The organism is Gemmatimonadota bacterium, from assembly GCA_041390125.1.
Lineage (GTDB): Bacteria > Gemmatimonadota > Gemmatimonadetes > Longimicrobiales > Gaopeijiaceae > JAGQIF01.
In genome coordinates this window covers 75,503-97,471 of sequence record JAWKQN010000016.1, presented here as the reverse complement: position 1 = coordinate 97,471, position 21,969 = coordinate 75,503, and the positions used below count along the sequence as shown (strand labels likewise).

The window sequence follows — 21,969 nt, the reverse complement described above, 5'->3', positions numbered from 1 at the left end:
ATACGGGGCCGATCTCGGGGTGGCAAGAACGCCCCAGGGGGCCGAGGCGCCGATCCCGAGGGTCGCCGCCGAGCGCGTACGGCTCGGGTTGCGTGCGGGCCGCCCACTCCGGATGCTTGCACCGCAACCCGCGCCGCGCACTCGCCCGGAGACTCCGCCGTGTCCTTCCTCGTCCTCCCCCCTCGGGCGCGTCGGGTTCGATGCGCCACCCCGGTCGCGCTGGCGCTGAGCGTGCTCCTGCTCCCCGCCACCGCAGGGGCACAGGCGCTTCCGGCGCGCATCCAGGCGGTCCTGGACCGGCCGGAGTTCCGTCACGCCTCGTGGGCGCTGGAGTTCTACGACCTGCGGGACCGGCGCGTCGTGTTCGGTGTGAACAACGACCGGCTGATGGTCCCCGGCTCCACGACCAAGCTGCTGACCATGGGCACCGCCCTGGAGGTGCTCGGCCCGGACCATCGCTTCACGACGCGCGTCTACCGCACGGGTCCGGTCCGCGACGGCATCCTCGACGGCGACCTGGTGCTGGTGGCCAGCGGGGACCCGAACCTGTCGGGGCGCGCACGTCCGGACGGCACCTACGCGTTCATCGATCACGACCACTCGTACGGCGGTCCACCGTTGGACACGGATCCGCTCACCGTCCTCCGCGACCTCGCCCGGCAGGTCGCGGGTCACGGGATCCGGGCGATCACAGGACAGGTGATCGTCGACGCCTCCCTCTTTCCCGAGGGCGAGCGGGACGGCGGCACCGGCGTGACCATGGGGCCGCTGGTGATCAACGACAACGTCATCGACATCGTGGTGACGCCCGCGGCAACCGCGGGTATGCCCGCCCGCGTGGAGGTGACGCCGCGCACCTCGTATCTGACCGTGCGGGCGCACGTGCTGACGTCGGATTCCGGGCAGGCGCAGCGCTTCGACGCGAGGGAGGACAGCACGGACCGTTCGCATCGCGTGCTGGTCGCCACAGGTAGCGTGCCTGTCGGGTCGGCTGCGCAGAATCTGCGATGGGTGGTTCCGGAGCCGGGTCGCTTCGGGGAGGTCGTCCTGGCCGAGGCGCTCGAGGACGTGGACGTCGCGGCGCTTCCCCGGCTCGCCTCGCGCACCGTGGACTTCGCCGCGCTCGCAGACGCCTACGTGGACTCGCTGGTCGTCGCGGAACACGTCTCGTTGCCCCTGATCGAAGAAGCCGTCGTGGTCCTCAAGACCAGCCAGAACCTGCATGCGAGCAACTTCCCGCTGCTGCTGGCCTCGCTTCCCGAGGCCCGTGACCAGGCGCGCACGGGGTTCGACCTGGAGCACGACTGGCTGGAGCGCGCCGGACTGGACCTGGACGGGGCGGCCCAGGGGGACGGCGCCGGCGCACGGGCCCACTTCTCGCCTGCGTTCATGACCCGCTTCCTGGGCCTGGTGGCCTCCCGCCCATGGGCGGACGGGTTCCGGGCGGCCCTGCCCGTCCTGGGGCGCGACGGCACGCTCGCGGACATCCAGGTGGACGCGCCCGGCGCGGGCCACGTGCAGGCCAAGACCGGCACGTATGGCATCTTCGACCCGCTGAACCGTCGCCTTCTCATCACGGGCAAGGGTCTGGCGGGCTACCTGACCACGCGGGGCGGACGCGAGATCGCCTTCGCCATCTACGTGAACAACTTCGCCACGGACCAACCCGATCCGGCCGTCATCGCCGGGCAGGCACTGGGGGAGATCGCGTCCCTCGCCTGGGAGGAGATCCCCTGAGGCGCGTGCCGCGCACCGCTGCCCGACGCCCCCGCGCGCAGCCGCCGGAGCCGGGCCGATCCCTCGGCACCGACCCTGACACGAGGTTCATCTTGCCGGCCCCCGCGGAGGGCCGAGATTGCGCAGCCCACACCTCGAGGAGTCGCTCCATGCCCGTCCGCGCGTCCGGTCCCGCTCTCGTCCTCTTCGCCCTGCTCTCCACCGCGTCGCTCGCTGCCCAGGAGGTCTCCCCGGGTGCGGCGGGCACGCGCGCACCCAACGTCGAGTTCGAGATGATGACCTGGCCGGAGGTCAAGACCGCGCTGGAGAGCGGCAAGACCACGGCGCTGGTCTACAATGGCGGGACCGAACAGAGGGGACCGCAGAACGTGAATGGCGGTCACACCCTGATGGGTCGCGAGATCGCGCGGCGGATCGCGCTCGAGCTGGGGGACGCGCTGGTGGCGCCCGTGCTGCCGTTCTCGCCCAATCGGGCCAGCGCCGAGCTGCCCGGGACGATCGGGCTGACGAACGAGCTCTTCGAAGCCATGAACGAGCAGATCGCGGAGGAGCTCATCAAGACGGGCTTCAAGGCGGTCGTGCTCATGGGCGACCACGGCGGCGGTCAGCAGCAGCTGGCGGCCGTGGCGGAGCGGCTGGACGCGAAGTACCGCAGCCAGGGCATCCGCGTCGTCTATTGCGACGACGTCTACGCGAAGGCGGGAGCCGACTTCGACGCGTGGATGGAAGAGAACGGGTACCCCGCCAGCTCCCACGCCGGCATCCCCGACACCTCCACGATGATGTACCTGGGCGGCACGCTGGGGTGGGTGCGGCTGGATCTGGTCAAGGACGCGATCGGCGACCCGGTGCTGCCCCGCGGGCAGCGCCCGGCCGCCGGATCGGCGCGCCTCAACAACGGCATCACCGGCGACGCCCGCCGCTCGTCGGCCGAGCTGGGCAAGCGGGTCGTCGATATGAAGGTGGAGTATGCGGTCCGGCAGATCCGCTCTCTCCTGAAGTAGGCCGCTCCCCGCGCAGGGGCCGTGGCCGCGGGCGGGGCGGCCCCCGCGTCCACGGCGCCCTCCCCCGCGTCGCATCGCCGGGCTCCGGCTCCACGGGGCCACCGGCGAAAGCGGCCGGCCGGCGGGTCGTAGGTCCCCCCGAGCGGGCCACCCGCGGGGATCGCCCGGCGGCGCCATCCTTGCTCCGGGCTCGGGGCTGCCCGTACCCTTGAAGTGCCCCCTCCGCGCCGATCCAGGAGCTCACGCCCATGCCCGTCACCTTCAAGGTCAACGGGGCCTCCGTCACGGTGGACGCCCCGCCCGACATGCCTCTGCTCTGGGTCCTGCGGGACCTCCTCGACCTCAAAGGCACCAAGTTCGGGTGCGGGGTCTCGGAATGCGGGGCCTGCACCGTCCACCTGAACGGACGCCCGACCCGCAGCTGCCAGGTGCGGGTCGAGACCGTCGAGGGCGACGACGTCAGGACCATCGAGGGCCTCTCGCCCGATGGCAACCATCCGTTGCAGCGGGTCTGGCGCGAGCTGGACGTGCCGCAGTGCGGCTACTGCCAGGCCGGCCAGCTCATGGCGGCCGCGGCGCTGCTCGAGCGCAATCCGAATCCGTCGGATGACGACATCGACCAGGCGATGGATCGCAACCTCTGCCGGTGCGGCACCTATATCCGCATCCGCGAAGGCATCCACCGCGCCGCACAGTCCATGACCGACAACGCCGAGCGTGGCTCCGGGGCCAGGGAGGGCGCATGAGCACCACGATGAAGCGGCGTCAGTTCCTGCAGGTCAGCGCGGTCGCCGGGGGCGGTCTCCTGCTTTCCAGCTACTTCGACGTCTTCGGCGCCGGCGACGCGGCAGCGGCCTCGGCGGACTTCATGCCCAACGGGCACATCCGCATCACGCCGGACGGCACCATCACCCTCGTCGCGCAGAACCCGGAGATCGGGCAGGGCATCAAGACCATGCTGCCCATGCTCATCGCCGAGGAGCTGGACGTGGCCTGGGCCGACGTGCACGTGGTCCAGGGAGACCTGGACACGGACAAGTTCTCGGGCCAGTTCGCCGGCGGCAGCACAGCGACGCCGACGCACTGGTATCCGATGCGCCGCGCCGGCGCGGCCGCGCGCGCCATGCTGCTGGAGGCGGCAGCCGACACGTGGGGCGTACCGGTGGCGGACCTGGAGACGGACGCCGGTGTGGTGCACCACCGCGCCAGCGGCCGCAGCGCCCGCTATGGGGAGCTCGCGACCGCGGCGGCCGCGCTGCGCGCACCCGACCCCGAGGCGGTGCCCCTCAAGGACCCGAGCCAGTTCCGCATCATCGGGACGCCCATCCCGGATGTCGACAACGACGCGATCGTGCGTGGCCGCCCGCTCTACGGCATCGACACCACGCTGCCCGGGATGCTCTACGCCGTCTTCGAGAAGTGCCCCGTCTTCGGCGGCAAGGTCCGCAGCGCCAACCTCGAGGCCGTGCGCGCCCAACCCGGCGTGCGCCACGCCTTCGTGGTGGAGGGTGGGGAGAACCTCGCGGGCCTGCTCTCCGGTGTGGCCATCGTGGGCGACAACTGGTGGCTCGTGAACCAGGCGCGTCTGAACGTCCTCGAGGTCCAGTGGGACGAGGGCGCCACGGCCTCGCAGAGCAGCGAGGGCTTCCTGTCCCAGGCGCAGCGCCTCTTTCCGCAGACGCCGACGCTGTCCATCCGCTCCGACGGGAACGTGGACGGAGCCCTGGCCGGCGCGGCGCACCGCGTGCAGGCGGACTACGACTATCCGTTCCTGTCGCACGCGCCGCTCGAGCCCCAGAACTGCACCGCGCATTTCCAGGACGGGAAGCTCGAGCTGTGGGCGCCGACCCAGACGCCCGAGCGCGGCCGCACCATGGCCGCCGAGGCGTTGGGCATCCGCGAGCGCGACATCACCCTGCACCTCACGCGCATGGGCGGCGGATTCGGGCGCCGTCTGAGCAACGACTACCTCGTGGAGGCCGCCGCCATCGCCAAGGAGGTGGGCGTCCCGGTCAAGCTGCTGTGGACCCGCGAGGACGACATGCGGCACGACTTCTACCGTCCGGCCGGCTATCACCGGATGGAGGGTGGCGTGGACGCCTCCGGCCGGCTCGTGGCCTGGAAGAACCATTTCGTGTCCTTCGGTGAAGGCGAGCGCTTCGCGTCGAGCGCCAGCGTGCGTGACTCGGAGTTCCCCGCCGGGTTCGTTCCCAACCTGGCGATGGGTGCGACGCTGATGCCCTTCGGCATCCCCACCGGTGCCCTGCGCGCGCCCGGCAGCAACGGCCTGGCGTTCGTCTACCAGTCGTTCATCGACGAGCTCGCGCACGCCGCGGGCGTGGATCCGCTCAAGTTCCGGTTGGATCTGCTGGCCCAGGCAGGCCCGGAGACGGCGGTCGATCCCGTCCGCACGCGCGCGGTGCTGGAGCGGCTGGCGCAGGTCTCCGACTGGGACGCGCGCGGCAGCCTGCCGCGCGGAACCGGCAAGGGGCTGGCGTTCCACTACAGCCACCGGGGGTATTTCGCCGAGGTGGTGCAGGCCACGGTCAGCCGGGAGGGCCGGCTCACGGTCGACAAGGTCTGGGCGGTAGGCGACATCGGTCGCCACATCATCAATCCGCTGAACGCCATGAACAACGCGCAGGGCGGCGTCATCGACGGGCTCTCGCAGGCGTTGGGGCAGGAGATCACGATCGCGAACGGGCGGGCGCAGCAGTCCAACTTCGACGAGTATCCGCTGATGCGGATCGGGGGTGCCCCCGAGGTCGAGGTGCACTTCGTCCAGAGCGACAACGATCCCACCGGGCTCGGTGAGCCACCGCTTCCGCCGGTGATCCCCGCGCTGACCAGCGCGATCTTCGCCGCCACCGGCAAGCGGGTCCGCTCGCTGCCGCTGAGCAAGCACGACCTGAGCTGGTCCTGACGGTCGGGGGTGCCGGGCTCCGCGCCCGGCACCCCGTCCTGCTCCACCCCGCAAGGCCCTGTTCCGCACGGCGGCTTCGCATCTCGCTGGTCCGGCCGCTCCCCTTCCGGACAACCCGCACGGGATCCCGGCGCACCACCGGGGTTATCACGGCCCGATCCACGTCCTCTCACCACCCGTCCGGGTGTGGGGTCGAGCGGCCGTCTTCGCGCTTCGCCGGGGCCGTCCGGCCGGGAGCCTCCTCACCATGTCCGCGCGTGTCCCACGCGGTCTGCGTGCCCTGTCGCACGGGGCCGTCTCTTGTGTCGTGATGTTCCTCGCGCTGATGACGGCCGGGTGCGCGAGCACCGGAGCCACGTTCGGCAGTGGGGTGGGCGATGCCTTTCCCGAGCACGCGCCCTGGATCGCAGGCGAGGGGCGGGCAGCCGCGTCCGGCACGCCAGGCCATCTGCCGGTGGCCTATCAGGCCGGCGCGACGGACGAGCCCTTCTTCGATCCCCCGGCGGACGGCGCCATCGCGGCGCTCCTGTCCGATCTCGACGCCGCCCTGGCCGCGCTGGAGGTGAGCACGCCGCTTCCCGCGCTGGACGCGCAGACGAGCGGGTCGGGAACGCGGATCCCCCCCGACGTCCGCTTCGGATGCCAGACGCCCAGCGGGCTTCCCACCGACGACTGTGCGGTCGACGAAGACGAAGCGCTGGGCCGTGGGCCCGCGCGCATGCATCTCGCGGTGGGCCGTCCGTCCCCGGAATGGTCCGCGGCCCTGGCCGAGCGGATGGAGGTCGCCGGCGTCGACCACGTGCTGGTGCTCACCCTGGAGGTGGGCCAGTGGCTCCCCCTCCAGCGCGGGCTACGGGGCACCAAGGAGGTGGAGCTGAGCGCAGGACACGTCGTCGAGCTGCCCTGGCTCACGTCGCTCGAGACCCCCGTCCAGGTGCTTCAGCTGACGGGCGCCTTGGTGGGATCCGACGGCAAGGCCGTACGCATCGGCGCCGCCGGGCTGGCGGTGCGGCGGACGCGACTGGGCTCGAGCGCCCTGGGGGCGCAGGAGCTCTTCGGGGAAGAGGACGTGGAGACCCTGCGGCACGCGCGCCGCGAGGATCTGCCCGGGCGGCCGTTGGTGTGGCAGGCGGCCCTGGAGACGCTCGTGGCGGATCTCCTGCGCTGAGACCCTACTCGCGCGCGCGCAGGGCCAGCGCCACCAGCTCCGGCACCTGTCCCGGCCCGCCGACGGACAGCACCACGAACTGGCGGCCGTTCGCGAGGTAGCTGATCGGGTGGCCGTTCTGCGTGCCGGGGAGCGTGACGGTGTGCAGCACGGCGCCCGTCGACTTGTCGATGGCGCGCAGGACCGGATCCCCACCCCAGCCCTCCCCCGCGAAGAGCAGCGTGCGCGTGACCAGCGTGCCGGCGCGCGTGGACTTCCCCGTGGGCGGCAGAGCGAGGCCCGCGAGCGCGGGGTGCTCGGCCACGCTCCGGGGCGTGGCCCCGTTCGGGATCATCCACACGTGCTCGCCGGTCGTGAGGTCGATGGCCGTGATGCGACCGTACGGCGGTTTGAAGAGGGGCAGCCCGTCCACGGTGGGCGTCCGCGCCGCGCTGGACTGGATGAAGCGCATGTCGGTGGCGGACGGGTCGGGCGCGAGCGCGGCCGCAGTGGCCGTCGTGGCCGATCCCACATACAGGATGCCCGTCTCGGGGTCGACGGCGCCGCCTTCCCAGGCGGCTGCGCCGAGGGCGCCGGGCACGAGGATCGTCCCCAGGTTGGACGAGTCGGCGGCGAGCACGGACGGGGGCGTGTAGAGCGGCCCCAGGCGATAGCCCCGCACGGCTTCGAGGGCCCGGGCCCGGAGCGCCGGCGTGAAGTCGATCAGGTCGTCTTCGGAGAGTCCCTGCCGGTCGAAGGGCGCCGGGCGCGTCGGGAAGGGCTGCGTGGGCGACGTCCACTCCCCCGGCACGTCCGAGGCGGGAACAGGCCGCTCCTCGATCGGCCAGATGGGCGTCCCGGTCTCCCGGTCGAACACCCAGGCCCAGCCCTGTTTCGTGAGCGCGATCACCAGGCGGCGCCGGCCCTGCCCGGCGACGTCTACGTCGACGAGGATCGGCGCCGACGGCATGTCGTAGTCCCAGATGTCGTGGTGGATCGTCTGGAAGTGCCAGGCGAGCTCCCCGGTGCGCGTATGCAGCGCCACGAGCGAGGACGAGTACAGGTTGGCCCCGGGCCGATGCCCGCCGTAGTAGTCGCTGGTCGGCGCCTCCACCGGGAGGTACACCAGCCCGAGGTCGGGATCCGCCGTGAACGGTGGCCACACGCCGGCGTTGCCCGTCCAGGCGGCCGACCCCTCCTCCCAGGTCTCGCTCCCCGGCTCGCCCGGCTCGGGGATGGTCCGGAAGGCCCAGAGCTCGCGTCCGGTCCGGACGTCGAAGCCGCGGATGTCCCCCTTCACGTTGGCCATCGACGGCGGACGGAAGCCGGTCTGGAAGGCCGGTCCCACGATGATCACGTCGTTGGCGATCACGGGCGGGCTGCTGTTCCCGATCATGCCCACGGGATCCACACCGGGAGGCACGCGCAGGCCCTCCATCAGATCCACCACGCCCTCGCGACCGAAGCCCGGCACCGGGCGGCCGGTGGCGGCATCGAGCGCGACCAGGTGGAAGCCCGGTGTGATCGTCACGATGCGGCGTTCGCCGTCCGCGCTCCAGGATGCGACCCCTCGGCCCGAGTTGCGCCGCGGCGCGCGCTCGGCGCGCACGCCCTCCCCGGGGTGCCAGGTCCACAGCGTCGTGCCCGTCGCCGCATCCAGGGCCACGACGGCGCGGTCGAGCCCCGCCGTCAGGTACAGCACCCCGTCCACCATCAACGGCACCGTCTGGCTGCGCGGCTCGGGAGGGAGATCCTCCCCGTCCATGCGCCAGCGCCACACCACCTCCAGGTCCCTCACGTTGTCCGCGTCGATCCGGTCGAGGGCCGTGTAGCGTGTGGCCCCGGCGTCTCCGCCCCAGACGGGCCACGTGCCGCCGGGAGCACCCGATTGTGCCGCCAGCGGCGGCACGACCGTCAGGAGGGCCAGCAGGAGACCCGGGGCGCGGGGGATCCCGCCCCCGTAAACCCCGAGGAATCGGCGACGTAGGGACATGGGCGGGCGGGAGCTGGCGATCGGGGACGGAAACCGGTTCCCGGTTGGGGTGTCCCATGATAGGCGGGCCGCGCGCGGGAGGATACCCGGCCCTTCGCCCCATCCGGCCCGTCGCTTCGGCCTCCAGCGAAACCCGGAGGCACACCGCATCCGTAGGGCCGGTAAACCCGGAAGGCGGTTGATGTGTCCAACAGGAGGACACCGCCGCTCCGCGGCCTCCGCACCCGCTTCACGCAGGGCCATGACCGGAATCTGGATCCTCTCGTTGCTGATCGCGTCCATGACCGCCGTGCTGGTCGTGGGCGTCGTGCGCCGGCGGCGTCGCCGCCGGAAGCTCCAGAACCGGAGGGTCGAAGCCCCCAACTCCACGTTCACGTCTCCGCTCGCGCGCCAGCGGGAGCAACGCGAACACTGGCAGGGCATCCCCCTCGCCCAGCTGCACCCGTTGAACCGCAAGGAGGTGGAACGGTTGCTGGCGGTCGTGGCCGCGCGGGGCGTGATGGCTCTGAGCGAGCGCGAGCGTGTCTTCCTGGATCAGCTGGCGGGAGGAAGACCCCGCGATCCCCGCTCGACCGGATTCACCCGGCTCGCCGACGCGTGATCCCGCGCGGAGGGCGCGACGCCCACCGGGCACTCCGGCGGTTCGCCGTGCTGGTGCTGCTGGCGGGTCCCGTCGAGCTGGGTGCGCAGACGCGGCCGGCGGCCCCCGCACCGGACGCTCCGACCCGCCCCTGCCTCGTCGAGCGCATCGTCGACGGCGATACGCTGGTCTGTGACGACGACGAACGCGTCCGTCTCATCGGCATCGACGCACCCGAACGCACGCAGACGCCCTACGGGGCGCACGCCACCGCGGCGCTGGCGCAGTGGGCCCCCGAAGGAGCAACGGTCCTGCTGGAGCTCGACGTCGCCGAGCGCGACCGATACGGGCGCGTGCTCGCCTACGTCTGGCGCGAGCGCACGCTCGTCAACCTGGCGCTGGTCGAGTCGGGCGTGGCCTTCGTGACCACCGTGCCGCCCAACGTCCGCTACGTCGAGCTTCTCACCGCGGCCCAGACGCGGGCCCGCAGCGGCGGACTCGGATTCTGGGGAGCGGCCGAGCCGCCGTGTCGGCCGGCCGACCACCGCCAGGGCCGCTGCTGAGGCGCACCCCGCGGGCTCCGGGCCCCGCCGGGACCGGGCGGGCGTAACCGACCCGTCGCAGGCCCGTCACCATCGTGCCGCAACCGCGGCGCGCGCATTGCCGCCCGCCGCGGACGGACGCGAAGCTCCAGGTGCAACCCGCTCCTTCACGCACGCCCCGGCACCGGCACGCGCCTCCATGTCCAACGGCTCGTACCGCATCGTCTTCGTGGTCCAGGGGGAAGGACGTGGCCATCTGAGCCAGGCGCTCGCCCTGAAGGAGCTCCTGGAGGAGGCCGGCCACCACGTCACCGGCCTGCTGGTGGGTGGCGGCGAGCGCCGACCCCTTCCCGACTACTTTGCGCGGCGCATGCAGATGGAGCCGGTGCGCTTCCCGTCGCCCCTGACGGTTCCAGGTCCGGACCGCACCGGGGTGTCGGTACCGCGCACGACGCTCTACAACCTGGCGCGCGCCGGCGCGTACCGCCGCGCGGTGGAGTGGATCCGTGGACAGGTGGAGGACCTGCGACCGGATCTGGTCGTCAACTTCTACGATGCGCTGGGCGGCGTGGCGTTGGGGTCCGGCCGGATCCCCGTGGTCTCGGTGGCGCACCAGTACCTGCTCGGTCATCCCGGCACGCCCGCACCCCCCTTCCGACCGCTCGAGCTCGCCACGTTCCGGCTGCTCAACCGGGCCTCCGCGCCGGGCGCCACGCCCCGGCTGGCCCTGTCCTTCCGCGACCTGCCGGACGGCCCCACGCCACATACGCGGGTGGTGCCTCCGCTGCTGCGGAGACGTGTGCGCGAAGCGCCGGTCGAGACGGCCGATCACCTCCTGGTCTACGTCGTCAACGACGGCTATGGGGACGCGATCGCCCGCTGGCACGAGCGCAACCGACACGTGCTCGTCCACGCCTTCTGGGACCGGCCCGGCGCTCCCGAGGAGGAGAGGCCGCACGCGAATCTGACGTTCCACCGCCTGTCGGACACACGCTTCCTGGAGCTGATGCGCACGTGCCGGGGATTCGTGGGCACTGCCGGATTCGAGTCGGTGGCCGAGGCCCTCTGGCTCGGGAAGCCGGTCCTGGTGGTGCCGACCGGCAACCAGGTGGAACAGGCCTGGAACGCCCGCGAGGCCGTGGCCGCGGGTGCGGGGATCGCGCGCAGGACATTCGCGCTCGACGACTTCCTCGCGTACCTGCCGGACCACCGCGATGTCTCCACGGAGTTCCGCGGGTGGGTGCAGCGCGGAGGGGAACGCATCCGGGCCGTGCTGGAGGACGCTGCGGGTGCACGGACGGCAGACTCCGGACGGGCGGAGACCGCGCGCGCGGAGTGACGCGCCGGTCGCATCCGACCGGATGCCTTCCCGGCGCGCGGCATCCACACCATCGTTCCGGATGGAGACGCACCGCACCGGCCTCGGGCCGACCGACGTGGTCGTGGACCGCGCGATCGAGGCGGACGCCCGGGCCGTCGCGCGCGTCGCCCGCGCCGCCGCCGACGATCTGACCGCGCGCCACGGCAGCGGCCCCTGGTCACGCGCCGCCAGCGAGACGGCAGCGTTGCGCGGCATCGAGATGTCGACGGTGCTCGTGGCCCGCAGCGGACAGGGCGTCGTGGGGAGCCTGCGGCTCACCGAGGTCGAGCCGGTCACGATCGATCCGGCGCGGTTCACACCCGTGCGCGCGCCGCTGTACGTCGTGGACGTGGCGGTCGCTCCGCAGGCGCAGCGGCGCGGCGTGGGTTCCGCCCTGATGGCGGCGGCCCGGACGGCAGCGACCCGGCTGGGCGCCGACGCGCTGCGCCTCGACGCGTACGACGACCCGGCCGGCGCGGGTCCCTTCTACCTCCGCTGCGACTTCCGTCCCGTGGGGGGTGGAGTCCACGGCGGCGTCGCGCTCCTGTACTTCGAGGCGCTGCTGGGCCGCTGACGGCATCCCGGACCACGCCACGGTCGGACGGGTACCGAAGGCATCCTCCCGCATCCTCCGGATTCTCCGGACCGCACCAACGAAGGACGGGTACGGAAGGCATCCTCTCGTTTCCTCCGGATCGCGTGCCGTGACGCCCACGACCGAGCTGGCCCCCTCCCGTGCTGCAGCCCCACCCGAGGTCGTGCGCGCGCTGCGCGAGCTCGACGGGCGTGCCACCGTCGGAGACGTGGTCGCGGCCACCGGGCTGGCCCGCGACGCGGTCGAATCCGACCTGCGCGCGCTGCTGGAGACGCGCCAGGGCCATCTCGAGGTCTCCGACTCCGGAGAGCTCATCTACCGGTTCGAGCCCCGGCTCCTGCGGCGCGATCACGTGCCGGCGCTGCAGCGCCTCGGGCGCGCCGTGCGCGCGTTCGTCTCCCAGGCCTTCAAGGTCTGGATCGTGCTCATGCTGGTCGTCTACCTGGTGGTGTTCGTCGCACTGCTGCTCGCCGCGCTCGCAGCGATGCTGTCGCGGGGGGACGATCAGCGCGGCGGGGGCCGCGGTCGGGGCCGGGGTCTACCGCACGGCCACTTCCCCATGGGCAATCTCTGGTTCCTCTACTGGATCTGGTCACCGCGCTGGCGGATCGGACGCCCGTACTACGGGCGGCGCTGGGAGCGCACCCTGGACCGTGAGGACCGGGTGCCGTTCTACAAGAAGGTGTTCGCGTTCGTGTTCGGACCGGACCGGCCGGAGCCCACGCAGGCCCAGTTGGACCGCAGCGTGCTTCGCCTCATCCGGGCGCGGAAGGGCGCGATCAGCACGGCGGAGCTGATGCAGCACACGGCGCTGGAGCGGCCCGCCGCGGAGGAGGAGATGGGGCGGCTGCTCGGCGCGTACGCCGGAGAGCCGGCTGTCTCCACATCCGGCGAGCTGGTGTACGTCTTCCCCGAGGTGATGACGAGCGCGCACGGCGGCGTGCGCGCCACGGAGCCGAACCCCGCGTGGCAGCGGCTCGAGTACCCGCTCGAGCTGACGGGCAACGAGAAGAAGACCGACGCGCTGATCGCCGGCATCGGCGGCTTCAACCTGCTCGCTGGTGCCACCGCGCCCGCCTTCATCTTCCCGCAGCTCGGGATCGGAGGGACTGCGGCCTGGATCGGGCTCGTGATCGTGCCGGTGGTGTTCAGCCTGCTCTTCCTGTCCGTCCCGCTGCTGCGCTGGGCGGGCGTGCGCCGGGAGAATCGCGCGCGGGAGCGTCGCAACGTGCGGCGTCTGCTGCTCGGCCTGGTCTACGGGGAATCCCTGAGCCGCGGAGACCCCATCGCGCTCCCGGACGCCGTGGCACACGTGCAGGCGCGCATCGGCAAGACCGCGGTGGAGCCGGCGCTCGTGCAGCGCGAGCTGGAGCGGCTCGCTGCCGAATTCGAGGCGGACGTGGCGCCGCGCGCGGATGGCACCGTGGCCTACCGGTTCCCGGCGGTCCTGGACGAGTTCAAGGCTGCGGAGGCGGTGCGGCGTCAGCTCCGCCTGGAGGAGCGCCGGCCCGGGGACATCGTGTATTCCACGGCGGACGACGCGTCGCAGGCCGCGGAGCGCGAGCTGGCCGCCTTCGATCGCGAGCTGGGCCGCGCGGATGTGGAGCGCTACCTGCCCTCGCCCGATCGGGTGGGCTTCGAGGACGACTTCGAGGTGATCGCGTTCGAGGAGGAGCTGGCGCGCACGCGGGCCGCGCGTACGGGGCGTCGCGGCTAGAGGGAGCGACGCGCGCCTGCGGCTAGCCGACGCCGCGCGCGTCCAACGCCTCCACGACGGCTCTGGACTGCCCGACGATGGTCCGCAGGACGCCCCCGGGCTGATACGCGTCGAAGCCCACGAGGAACAGCCCCTCCCACCGCCCCGTCCCCACCACGAAGCCGGGCAGACCGTTGCGGTCCAACAAGCCGTCCGTGTCTGCGAAGAAGGACTCGACACCAGGGCGGTACCCGGTGGCCAGCAGGACGGCGTCGAACGGAGCGGTGCGGCCGCCCTGGAAGGTCAAGCCCTCCGGGACGAATCGATCGATGGCGCCATGGACGGGAATGCGACCGGCGCGGATGTGGGCCACGGTGCCCAGGTCGATCACGGGCGTCTTGCCCTGCAGCCGCAGCTGCCGGACCGGAGGAAGCGCGGGGGTGCGGATGCCCCAGCGGGACAGGTCCCCCACCGTCAGGCGCCGGAGCAGCACGCCCAGGCGATCGCCGAGCCCTTCCGGCAGCCGCCCGAGCAGGATGGCCGTACGCTGCGTGGGACGCCCCCACACCTCACGCGGAACGATGTTGACGGGCCCGCGCACGGAGAGCGCCACGTCGACGCCGGCATCGCAGAGGTCCAGCGCGATCTCCGCGCCCGTGTTGCCCATCCCGACGATCAGCACCCGGCGGCCCCGGTAGGGATCGGGCCTCCGGTAGGACCGGCTGTGCTCGATCGTGCCCTGGAACGAGGATTCACCCCTGAAGGTGGGGCGGACCGGGACGCGATTCACCCCCGTGGCCAGCACCACCGCGTCCGCGTCGAAGGCCGCGCCTTCCGCCACCTCCACGCGCCACCCGCTGCCCGACCGTAGGATGGCCGTCACCTCGACGCCGAATCGGGGCTCGATCCCATGGTGCGTCGCGTACGCACCGTAGTACGCGGCCAGCTGCTCGCGGGGCACGTACCGCGGATAGTGCTCCGGGAACCCCAGGCCCGGCAGGGCGGAGAGCTCCTTGACCGTGTGCAGGCAGAGCCGGTCGTAGTGGTGGTGCCACGACTCCGCCACCCGAGCGCCGCGCTCCACGATCGTGTACGGGCGGCCGCGCGCGGCCAACCCGGCCGCCACGGCGAGCCCGGCCGGGCCGGCACCCACGATCAATGTGGACACCCGGACGACGGGGGGAGGTGAGGCAGACATCGGGCTCCGGTCGACGGGGACGCGGGCGATGCGCGCACCCAGGAGCCGACAGGCCCGCGAGCGCGCGCTCAGACCGCTCCGGAGCTTCCGGTCATTCGTAGCGGAGCGCAACCATGGGATCGACGCGCGAGGCGCGCGCTGCAGGCAGGTAGGCCGCGAGCAACGCCACGCCGGCCATGAGGAGCGTCACGGCTCCGATCACGAGCGGATCGGAGCCCGTCAGCCCGTAGAGCAGCGAGCCGGCGGCGCGGCCCACGAGGACCGCGGCCACGATGCCCACCACGCCCCCGATGACCGTCATGCGCGCCACCTGGCGCAGCACCATGCCGCGCACGCGGCCGCGGTCCGCTCCCAGCGCCATCCGGAGCCCGATCTCCCGCGTGCGCAAGGACACCGTGTACGCCAGCACGCCGTAGAGCCCCACGGCGGCGAGCAGCGTGGCCAGCACCGCGAAGGACGCGGCCAGCATCCCGATCAGTCGATCGAGGATGATGTTCTCCTTCCGCTGCTGGTCGAGCGTCTTCAGCTCCTCGACCGGTAGATTGGGGTCGAGGCGACGCAGGACGGACAGGACCGACGCCTGCACCGCGTCCGGGTTGCCGTCGGTGCGCACGTAGAAGGTCTGGAAGCCGGTGTTCTCGCTCTGACGGTACGGACGGAAGAACAGCGGGGGGATCTCGTCCTTCACCTCGCTGTACTTGGCGTCCGCGACCACGCCCACGATCTCGGTGTCCAGCTCGTCGTCTCCGCCGCTGGCCATGAACTTGCCCACCGCCTCGGCGCCGTTCAGCCCGAACTTGCGCGTGAACGTTTCGTTGACGACGGCGACCCTGGGCGCGTCCCGCCCGTCCGCCAGCGTGAACTCACGCCCGGACAGCAGCGCGATCCCCATCGTGGCGAAGTAGTCGGTTCCCACTTCGTTGTAGCGCGAGTTGGAATCGATGTCGGGTCCGTTCTCGAACCCCTGCACGTTGACGTCGGTCCCCCAGTTGCTGCCCGCCAGCACGGGCACGAGCGAGCTGGAGACGCTGCTCACGCCGGGCAGGGCCGCCATCTCCTCGGCGATGCGCTCGAAGAGGATGCGGGAGCGCTCCGCCTCGTACCCGTTCAGCACGGGCGAGACCGAGAACTGCACCATGTTGTCCGTGCGCAGGCCCAGGTCCACGCGGCTCACGTTCGTGAGGCTCTTGATGAAGAGGCCCGCAGCCGCCAGCAAGGTCATCGACAATGCGAGCTGGGCGGTCACGAGCGAGGAGCGGAAGCGCGCGGCCGCCCGTGATCCGGACGGCTGCCCGGCATTCGACTTGAGCAGCGTCACCAGGTCGGGTCGGGTGCTGTGCAACGCCGGGTAGATCCCGAAGAGGATCCCGGTCCCGATCGACATGACCCCGGCGAACAGGATCACCATGGGGCGGAGCTCGACCGCAACCACGCTGGATGCCTCCGGCGGCAGGATCGAGCTCACGAAGGCCAGCGTCCAGCGTGCCACCAGCAGACTGGCCACGCCGCCCAGGAGCGCCAGCAGCACGGACTCCACCAGGAGCTGGCGCAGGAGCTGGACACGGTTGCCGCCCAACGATCCGCGGATGGCCATCTCCTGGCTGCGGGCCGCACCGCGCGCCAACAACAGGTTGGCGATGTTTGCGCAGGCGATGAGCAGCACCATCACCGTGATGACCATCAGGAGCACCAGGGGCGTCTGCACCTCTCCATGCAGGGAGCTCTGGCCGCGGGTGCCGGCCTCGAGCACCAGCTCCTTGTCGCGGAAGCGCGCCATGGTCTCGTCGCTCATGCCCGTCTGGAGCGGCGCCTCCACCTCGCGCACGATGTTGCGATAGACGGCATTGGCACGCAGCGACGCCTGGTCCAGCGTCACTCCGTCCTGGAGGCGCCCGAACACGTACGCCCAGTAGCTCCGGCGGTTGTCGAAGCCACTGAAGAAGGTCTGCATCTCGCCCCGCATCGTCAGCGGGACGTAGAGATCGGGCACCGCTCCCAAGGTGGTCCCGCCGAATCCGCGCGGCGCCACCCCGACGATCGTGAGGGTCTCGCCGTTGACGACGATCGTCTTGTTCAGCACGGACGGGTCCCCGCCCAGTTGCCGCTGCCAGTACCCGTAGCCCAGCACGGTCACGTAGTGGCCACCGATGGTCCGGTCGTCCTCCGGCGACAGGAGCCGCCCGAGCGCCGGCGTGACCCCGAGCGTGGGGAAGTAGGAGCCCGACACCAGGAGCCCCTCGCCGTTCAGCGTCTGGCCCTCCATCGCCAGGTTGGCCTGGAAGAGCACGTGGGCCGCCAGGCTGGAGAAGCCGATGTCGGCCTGCTCCAGGTCACGGTACATCTCGTAGCTGAAGACCTCGTCGCAGTCTCCGGCCTGGTTGCACGACGTGGACCCCGGCTTGGGCCCGGGGTTGGCGAGGTTGACCAGCCGATCCGGCTCCTGGACCGGGAGCGGGCGCAGCAGCATCTGGTCGAACATCGAGAAGATCGCCGTGTTGGCGCCGATCCCGAGGGCGAGCGAGAGAACCGCCACCGCGGTGACGAACGGAGTCCGGGCGAGCGTGCGCAGGGCGAGCTTCAGGTCGGCCATGGATGCGGGATCGGCAGCCGGAAGAGGCGGCTCGCCGACGGCGGGCGGCCGACGGCGAACGGGCGTTCGTCCCTTCTAGGACGGAATCCGACCCCGCCAGGTTGCAGAACCACCTTGCGGACCGCCGGGACCGGCGGCGAAGCTGGCCGCGGGCCGCGCAGCGCGCGCGGCTCGCGTCTTCCACCCGAGTCCCCATGCGTGACGCCACCCGTATCGTCCGCGCCGGAGCCCCACCGGCCTCGCAGGGCGCGCCCTTCCTGCCCGGGCCGACCTTCGCCTCCGTCTTCCACCTGGCCGGGGACCCCGCCAGCGCACCCTACCAGTACGGCCGCTTCCACAACCCGACCTGGTCGGCCTTCGAGGCCGCGCTGACCGAGCTGGAGGGAGGCCCCGCCCTGGTGTTCCCCTCCGGGATGGCGGCCACGTACGCGGTGATGGCCACCCTGGTGGGGCCGGGCGCGCGCCTGGTGATGACCGGAGACGCCTACTACACGGCGCGCGGCGTGGCGCAGCGTCACCTGGTCCCGCGCGGGATCGACGTCGTCCTCGCGGCGGATGCGGCGGCCCTGCGCGCGGCCCTCCCCGGGGCGCAGGTGGTGTGGGTGGAGACGCCCAGCAATCCGCTCCTCGAGGTCTACGACATCCGCGCGCTGGCCGCCGCGGCGCGCGAGGCCGGCGCGCTCCTCGTGGTCGACAACACCACCCCCACGGTGGGTGGACAGACGCCGCTGACGCTCGGCGCCGACGTGTCGGTGGCGTCCGACACCAAGGCGCTCTGTGGTCACAGCGACGTCGTGCTGGGCCACGTGGCCGTGCGCGATCCCGCGCACGCCGAGCGGCTGCGCGTCTGGCGCACCGAGACCGGCGCCATCGCCGGGCCCATGGAGGTGTGGCTGGCCCACCGGTCGCTGGGCTCCCTGGATGTCCGCCTGGAGCGGATGTGCGCCAACGCGCTCGGCGTCGCGACCTGGCTCCAGGCGCGACCAGACGTTCTCCAGACGCTGTACCCGGGGCTTCCCGATCACCCGGGCCACGAGGTGGCCCGGTCGCAGATGCAGCGCTTCGGCCCCGTGGTGTCGTTCGAGCTGCGCAGCGCCGCGGCCGCGCACGCCTTCCTCGCATCCTCCGCCCTCATCCACGAAGCCACGAGCTTCGGAGGGCTACATACGAGCGGCGAACGGCGTGCGCGGTGGGGTGGGGACCCGGTCGGACCCGGCTTCATCCGCCTGAGCCTGGGGTGCGAGCACCTCGATGATCTGCTGGAGGACTTCGCGCAGGCGCTCGAGCACGCAGCCGCAGTGCAGGCCTGACCGGCGGCGCCGCGCCGGGGCCTTGCCGGCCCCTGGGGCCGGCTCGACTATTCCGGCGCGACTCTCGCGCGTGCTCGTGGGCGCCCCCCGACAGCGCGGCTTCGAACTCCCCCACACGCCCGGAGAGACCTCCATGACCGTCACGGCAGCGGCCATCCACGCGACCAACCTGGGTTGCTCGATCACCTGCAAGGACCTGCCGGCGTCGATCCGCTTCTACCGGGACGCCATCGGCTTTGCGCTGTTCCAGTCGTTCGAGAACGAAGGGAAGGTCGCCGCTGCGGTGGTGGGAGCGGGCGATTGCCGCATCGTCCTCAATCAGGATGACGGCAAGCTCGGGTGGGACCGGATCAAGGGACAGGGCTTCTATCTGCAGATCAACGTGGCGAGCCCGGAGGACGTGGATGCTGCCGCGGCCCGCATCGAGGCAGCGGGCGGAGCCCTGCTGAGCCAGCCGGCCGATCAACCGTGGGGGGCTCGCATGTTCCAGTTCAACGACCTGGACGGGTTCAAGCTGGGCGTGTCCACTCCGCTCGGGGGCTGACCTCGGAGCGCGGGTTCTCCGCGATCGCCCGTCGCAACGCTCGAACCGCCCGAGGCCAGCCATGCGCACGCGTTCACCCGTCTCTCCGCTCCTGCCGGCCCTGCTGCTGGTCGGCGGCTGCACCGCGTCGCCCCGCGAGCGGCCGCCGGTGGACGTGGTGGAAGCCACCATCCCCGATCTGCAGGCCGCCATGGAGCGGGGGGAGCTCACCGCACACGATCTGGTGCTGGCCCACCTGGCGCGGATCGGCACCTACGAGGACCGGCTGAACGCCGCCGTGTCGGTGAACCCGCGCGCGCTGGCGGAAGCGGATTCGCTGGACGCGGAGCGTGCGGCCGGCCGCGTGCGCGGACCGCTGCACGGGATCCCGGTGGCGCTCAAGGACAACATCCAGACCACGCACCTGCCCACCACCGGAGGCGCGCTCGCGTTCGCAGGGTACGTGCCGCCCTACGAGGCGACGCTCACCACGAACCTGCGGGAGGCGGGAGCCATCATCATCGCCAAAGCGGGGCTGACGGAGTTCGCCAACTTCATGGCCGGCACGCCGAACGCCATGCCGGGCAACTACAACGCGCTGACCGGCTACGGGTTCAATCCGTACGATCCGCGGCGCGATCCGCGCCCGGACCGCTTCGACGGGCGGCCGGTGCTGTCCACCGGCGGCTCCAGCTCGGGCATCGGCACGGCCGCCAGCTTCTGGCTGGGCAACGTGGGCACGGACACCGGCGGCTCCATCATCAGCCCGTCGAACGCGAACATGCTGGTGGGCATCCGCCCCACGCTCGGTCGCATCAGCCGCCACGGCGTCGCGCCGGTCACGCTGGATCACGACATGGCGGGCCCGATGGCGCGCACGGTCGCCGACGCCGCCCTCCTGCTGGGCGGGCTGGAGAGCGCCGCACCGGACCCGAACGACGCGGCCACCGGGGTGTGCGCACCTCCGCCCGACCGGGATTACCGCCCGTTCCTGAACGCAGACGGCCTCAGGGCGCGCGCATCGGCATCCCGCGCGCGTTCTACTACGACGCGATCACGCTGGACGGGGAGCGCGCCTCGCGCGGGGGCTTGAGCGCGGAGGAGGCGGCGCTGATGGCGGAGGCGATCGAGGCGCTGCGCGCGGCGGGCGCCACGATCGTCGATCCCGCGGATCTGCCCAGCCTGGTGGATCCGGATCCCGACGCCAACTTCGCGGCGTGGGATCTCTGCGTGGGCGGCGAGCAGCACCGGGGCGCGGATGAGGACTGCTCCGTCAACTTCAAGTACGGCATGAAGCGCGACTTCAACGCCTGGCTGGCCAGCCTGGGCCCGTCCGCACCCGTGCACACGCTCACGGAGCTGCGCGAATGGAACCTGGCCCACCGCGCGGCCGGCGCCATGAAGTACGAGCAGTCCCGCTTCGACATCTCCGACGAGATGGACCTGGACGCCGATCGCGCCCGCAACGACGCCGACATGGCCAAGGACGCGCTGTTGAGCCGCGAACGCGGGATCGACGCCGTGCTGGCCACCCACGACCTGGACGCGATCCTCACGCCCGGCAGCCGGGGCGCCGGTCTGGCCGCGCGCTCGGGCACGCCCATCGTGGTGGTCCCGTTCGGATTCGTGCCCAACGACGGCGGGCCGCCGTTCCCCGCGGGCTTCGAGCCGCGGCCCGCCCCGTTCGGCGTGGGCTTCAACGGTGCCTCCTGCAGCGAGCCCCGGCTGATCGAGCTGGCCTACGCGTTCGAGCAGGCCACGCGGCGGCGGGTGCCGCCGCCGGAGCTGCCGTAGCGCGGCTCGGGGCGCAGTCGGCGGATCGCGAGGAGCCCCCCCCCGCCCCGGATCGATCCGTGCAGAGGCCGGGTAGACCCGGGAGTCACCCCGCAGGAGAGGTTCCGATGCCGTACTACGAATACCGTTGTGACGCCAACGCGCAGACCCTGGAGGTCCGCCACGGGATGTCCGAGGTGCTGACCACGTGGGGGGAGCTCGCCTCCCGCTCCGGCACGCCGCTGGGCGACACGCCCGCCGACGCCCCCGTGGAGAAGCTGCTCAGCCCCTCGATGCCGATGACGCCCGGCGCCGCCGTGCCGTCGACCGGGTGCGGAGCGGGGTGCGCCTGCGGACGACCGGCCTGAGGCGTTCTTCGTGCGCTGCCGGCGATCAGGGACGGGAGAGGGTGAACCGCACGATCCGCTCGACGCCTAGCCCATCGCGCGCGACGCCCACCAGATAGGGGCCTCGAAGCGAAGCAGGCCACAGTGGTACGCCCAGATCGACCCGTGAGGTCGCTCCGGTCGCGAGGTCGATGACCACCCACTCGGCTCCGCCCTGACCGCCGAACGCCTCGAAGCTATCGAGAGCCGGGTCCAGCTCGGAGGGGGAACGCGCCGCCTGGAGCCAGAGTGTTTCGCCGGGGCCCCAGGCCATACCCAAGAAGGCCGGAAGCCGCTCCGGAATGGCGATCTCCAGGAGAGGCAGGAAGCTCCGAGGGATCCGGCCGAGCTCCGCACGCTGGTCGAGGAGATCGTGGAGGGCGACGACGTCTTCCGACGTCGGCTCGGTCACCGGAATGCCCGTCGGGACGCTCGCGGCAACAACTCCGTCGGGATCCGTGACTTGGACACGGTCGTCGGTCGAGTAGGCGAAGGCGACCCGACCCTCCGCGTTGACCGCCCAGACGGGGATGGGCGATCCGATCGGCGATGACTACCCGACCGCTCTCCGACACGGCCACCGCCTGCACCGAGCCCAGGAGGGTCGAGTCG

Annotated in this window: 19 protein-coding genes; 15 read left to right on the top strand and 4 right to left on the bottom strand. The window is 72.0% G+C overall.

The genetic code is table 11. The annotated features are described in order from the left end of the window. Positions 1-159 precede the first annotated feature (159 nt). The 5 genes from dacB (at position 160) to R3E98_17385 (ending at position 6,832) form a co-directional block, all read left to right on the top strand. Entirely contained in the window at positions 160-1,737 is a 1,578-nt protein-coding gene (gene dacB / locus R3E98_17405; protein ID MEZ4425178.1) for a D-alanyl-D-alanine carboxypeptidase/D-alanyl-D-alanine-endopeptidase, read from the top strand. A 149-nt stretch (positions 1,738-1,886) separates the two neighbouring features. Beyond that, positions 1,887-2,741 (top strand): creatininase family protein, encoded by an 855-nt coding sequence (locus tag R3E98_17400; GenBank protein MEZ4425177.1) that lies wholly within the window; start codon positions 1,887-1,889, stop codon positions 2,739-2,741. Between the two features lie 248 nt (positions 2,742-2,989). Further along, on the top strand, positions 2,990-3,487 hold the full coding sequence (locus tag R3E98_17395) for a (2Fe-2S)-binding protein (GenBank protein ID MEZ4425176.1): 498 nt from the start codon (positions 2,990-2,992) through the stop codon (positions 3,485-3,487). Further along, entirely contained in the window at positions 3,484-5,664 is a 2,181-nt protein-coding gene (locus tag R3E98_17390; GenBank protein MEZ4425175.1) for a molybdopterin cofactor-binding domain-containing protein, read from the top strand. The genes R3E98_17395 and R3E98_17390 overlap by 4 nt, the downstream gene beginning before the upstream one ends. A gap of 247 nt (positions 5,665-5,911) precedes the next feature. After that, the gene (locus tag R3E98_17385; protein MEZ4425174.1) at positions 5,912-6,832 is read left to right on the top strand and encodes a hypothetical protein; all 921 of its coding nucleotides are present in this window, start codon (positions 5,912-5,914) and stop codon (positions 6,830-6,832) included. Between the two features lie 4 nt (positions 6,833-6,836). On the opposite strand, the gene R3E98_17380 is transcribed toward R3E98_17385, so the two are convergent. Continuing rightward, positions 6,837-8,804 (bottom strand): PQQ-binding-like beta-propeller repeat protein, encoded by a 1,968-nt coding sequence (locus R3E98_17380; GenBank protein ID MEZ4425173.1) that lies wholly within the window; start codon positions 8,802-8,804, stop codon positions 6,837-6,839. Positions 8,805-9,045: 241 nt separating this feature from the next. Between R3E98_17380 and R3E98_17375 the strand changes: the two genes are divergently transcribed. The 5 genes from R3E98_17375 (at position 9,046) to R3E98_17355 (ending at position 13,598) form a co-directional block, all read left to right on the top strand. Further along, positions 9,046-9,405: a hypothetical protein gene (locus tag R3E98_17375; GenBank protein ID MEZ4425172.1), complete on the top strand. Its 360-nt coding sequence runs from the start codon at positions 9,046-9,048 to the stop codon at positions 9,403-9,405. Further along, positions 9,402-9,947: a thermonuclease family protein gene (locus tag R3E98_17370; GenBank protein ID MEZ4425171.1), complete on the top strand. Its 546-nt coding sequence runs from the start codon at positions 9,402-9,404 to the stop codon at positions 9,945-9,947. The genes R3E98_17375 and R3E98_17370 overlap by 4 nt, the downstream gene beginning before the upstream one ends. 178 nt (positions 9,948-10,125) lie before the next feature. Continuing rightward, positions 10,126-11,265 carry a glycosyltransferase family protein gene (locus R3E98_17365; protein MEZ4425170.1) on the top strand — a complete coding sequence of 380 codons (1,140 nt, stop codon included), beginning with the start codon at positions 10,126-10,128 and terminating at the stop codon, positions 11,263-11,265. Between the two features lie 61 nt (positions 11,266-11,326). Next, positions 11,327-11,860 carry a GNAT family N-acetyltransferase gene (locus tag R3E98_17360; protein MEZ4425169.1) on the top strand — a complete coding sequence of 178 codons (534 nt, stop codon included), beginning with the start codon at positions 11,327-11,329 and terminating at the stop codon, positions 11,858-11,860. A 130-nt stretch (positions 11,861-11,990) separates the two neighbouring features. After that, a complete protein-coding gene (locus R3E98_17355) occupies positions 11,991-13,598 on the top strand; it encodes a hypothetical protein (GenBank protein MEZ4425168.1) in 1,608 nt (535 codons plus the stop codon). A gap of 22 nt (positions 13,599-13,620) precedes the next feature. Here R3E98_17355 and R3E98_17350 read toward each other — a convergent pair whose 3' ends face one another. Further along, positions 13,621-14,745, bottom strand: a complete 1,125-nt coding sequence (locus R3E98_17350; GenBank protein ID MEZ4425167.1) for an NAD(P)/FAD-dependent oxidoreductase — start codon at positions 14,743-14,745, stop codon at positions 13,621-13,623. Positions 14,746-14,866: 121 nt separating this feature from the next. Continuing rightward, positions 14,867-17,365 (bottom strand): ABC transporter permease, encoded by a 2,499-nt coding sequence (locus R3E98_17345; protein ID MEZ4425166.1) that lies wholly within the window; start codon positions 17,363-17,365, stop codon positions 14,867-14,869. Between the two features lie 194 nt (positions 17,366-17,559). Here R3E98_17345 and R3E98_17340 point away from each other — a divergent pair, with 194 nt between their 5' ends. The 5 genes from R3E98_17340 to R3E98_17320 all read left to right on the top strand — a co-directional run bounded on the left by R3E98_17340 (position 17,560) and on the right by R3E98_17320 (position 21,339). Next, positions 17,560-18,675, top strand: a complete 1,116-nt coding sequence (locus R3E98_17340) for a cystathionine gamma-lyase (protein ID MEZ4425165.1) — start codon at positions 17,560-17,562, stop codon at positions 18,673-18,675. Positions 18,676-18,808: 133 nt separating this feature from the next. After that, the gene (locus tag R3E98_17335) at positions 18,809-19,219 is read left to right on the top strand and encodes a VOC family protein (protein MEZ4425164.1); all 411 of its coding nucleotides are present in this window, start codon (positions 18,809-18,811) and stop codon (positions 19,217-19,219) included. Positions 19,220-19,280: 61 nt separating this feature from the next. After that, positions 19,281-20,291 carry an amidase family protein gene (locus R3E98_17330; GenBank protein MEZ4425163.1) on the top strand — a complete coding sequence of 337 codons (1,011 nt, stop codon included), beginning with the start codon at positions 19,281-19,283 and terminating at the stop codon, positions 20,289-20,291. A 20-nt stretch (positions 20,292-20,311) separates the two neighbouring features. After that, entirely contained in the window at positions 20,312-20,992 is a 681-nt protein-coding gene (locus R3E98_17325) for a hypothetical protein (protein MEZ4425162.1), read from the top strand. 107 nt (positions 20,993-21,099) lie between these two features. After that, on the top strand, positions 21,100-21,339 hold the full coding sequence (locus tag R3E98_17320; GenBank protein ID MEZ4425161.1) for a zinc ribbon domain-containing protein: 240 nt from the start codon (positions 21,100-21,102) through the stop codon (positions 21,337-21,339). Positions 21,340-21,364: 25 nt separating this feature from the next. Here R3E98_17320 and R3E98_17315 read toward each other — a convergent pair whose 3' ends face one another. Continuing rightward, positions 21,365-21,769 (bottom strand): hypothetical protein, encoded by a 405-nt coding sequence (locus R3E98_17315; GenBank protein ID MEZ4425160.1) that lies wholly within the window; start codon positions 21,767-21,769, stop codon positions 21,365-21,367. Positions 21,770-21,969 lie beyond the last annotated feature (200 nt).

Bases quoted from the DNA above. Each gene is read 5' to 3' on its own strand.
- R3E98_17400 (MEZ4425177.1), top strand. From the start codon at position 1,887: ATGCCCGTCCGCGCGTCCGGTCCCGCTCTCGTCCTCTTCGCCCTGCTC.
- R3E98_17395 (MEZ4425176.1), top strand. From the start codon at position 2,990: ATGCCCGTCACCTTCAAGGTCAACGGGGCCTCCGTCACGGTGGACGCC.
- R3E98_17390 (MEZ4425175.1), top strand. From the start codon at position 3,484: ATGAGCACCACGATGAAGCGGCGTCAGTTCCTGCAGGTCAGCGCGGTC.
- R3E98_17385 (MEZ4425174.1), top strand. From the start codon at position 5,912: ATGTCCGCGCGTGTCCCACGCGGTCTGCGTGCCCTGTCGCACGGGGCC.
- R3E98_17380 (MEZ4425173.1), bottom strand. From the start codon at position 8,804: ATGTCCCTACGTCGCCGATTCCTCGGGGTTTACGGGGGCGGGATCCCC.
- R3E98_17375 (MEZ4425172.1), top strand. From the start codon at position 9,046: ATGACCGGAATCTGGATCCTCTCGTTGCTGATCGCGTCCATGACCGCC.
- R3E98_17365 (MEZ4425170.1), top strand. From the start codon at position 10,126: ATGTCCAACGGCTCGTACCGCATCGTCTTCGTGGTCCAGGGGGAAGGA.
- R3E98_17360 (MEZ4425169.1), top strand. From the start codon at position 11,327: ATGGAGACGCACCGCACCGGCCTCGGGCCGACCGACGTGGTCGTGGAC.
- R3E98_17345 (MEZ4425166.1), bottom strand. From the start codon at position 17,365: ATGGCCGACCTGAAGCTCGCCCTGCGCACGCTCGCCCGGACTCCGTTC.
- R3E98_17340 (MEZ4425165.1), top strand. From the start codon at position 17,560: ATGCGTGACGCCACCCGTATCGTCCGCGCCGGAGCCCCACCGGCCTCG.
- R3E98_17335 (MEZ4425164.1), top strand. From the start codon at position 18,809: ATGACCGTCACGGCAGCGGCCATCCACGCGACCAACCTGGGTTGCTCG.
- R3E98_17330 (MEZ4425163.1), top strand. From the start codon at position 19,281: ATGCGCACGCGTTCACCCGTCTCTCCGCTCCTGCCGGCCCTGCTGCTG.
- R3E98_17325 (MEZ4425162.1), top strand. From the start codon at position 20,312: ATGGCGGAGGCGATCGAGGCGCTGCGCGCGGCGGGCGCCACGATCGTC.
- R3E98_17320 (MEZ4425161.1), top strand. From the start codon at position 21,100: ATGCCGTACTACGAATACCGTTGTGACGCCAACGCGCAGACCCTGGAG.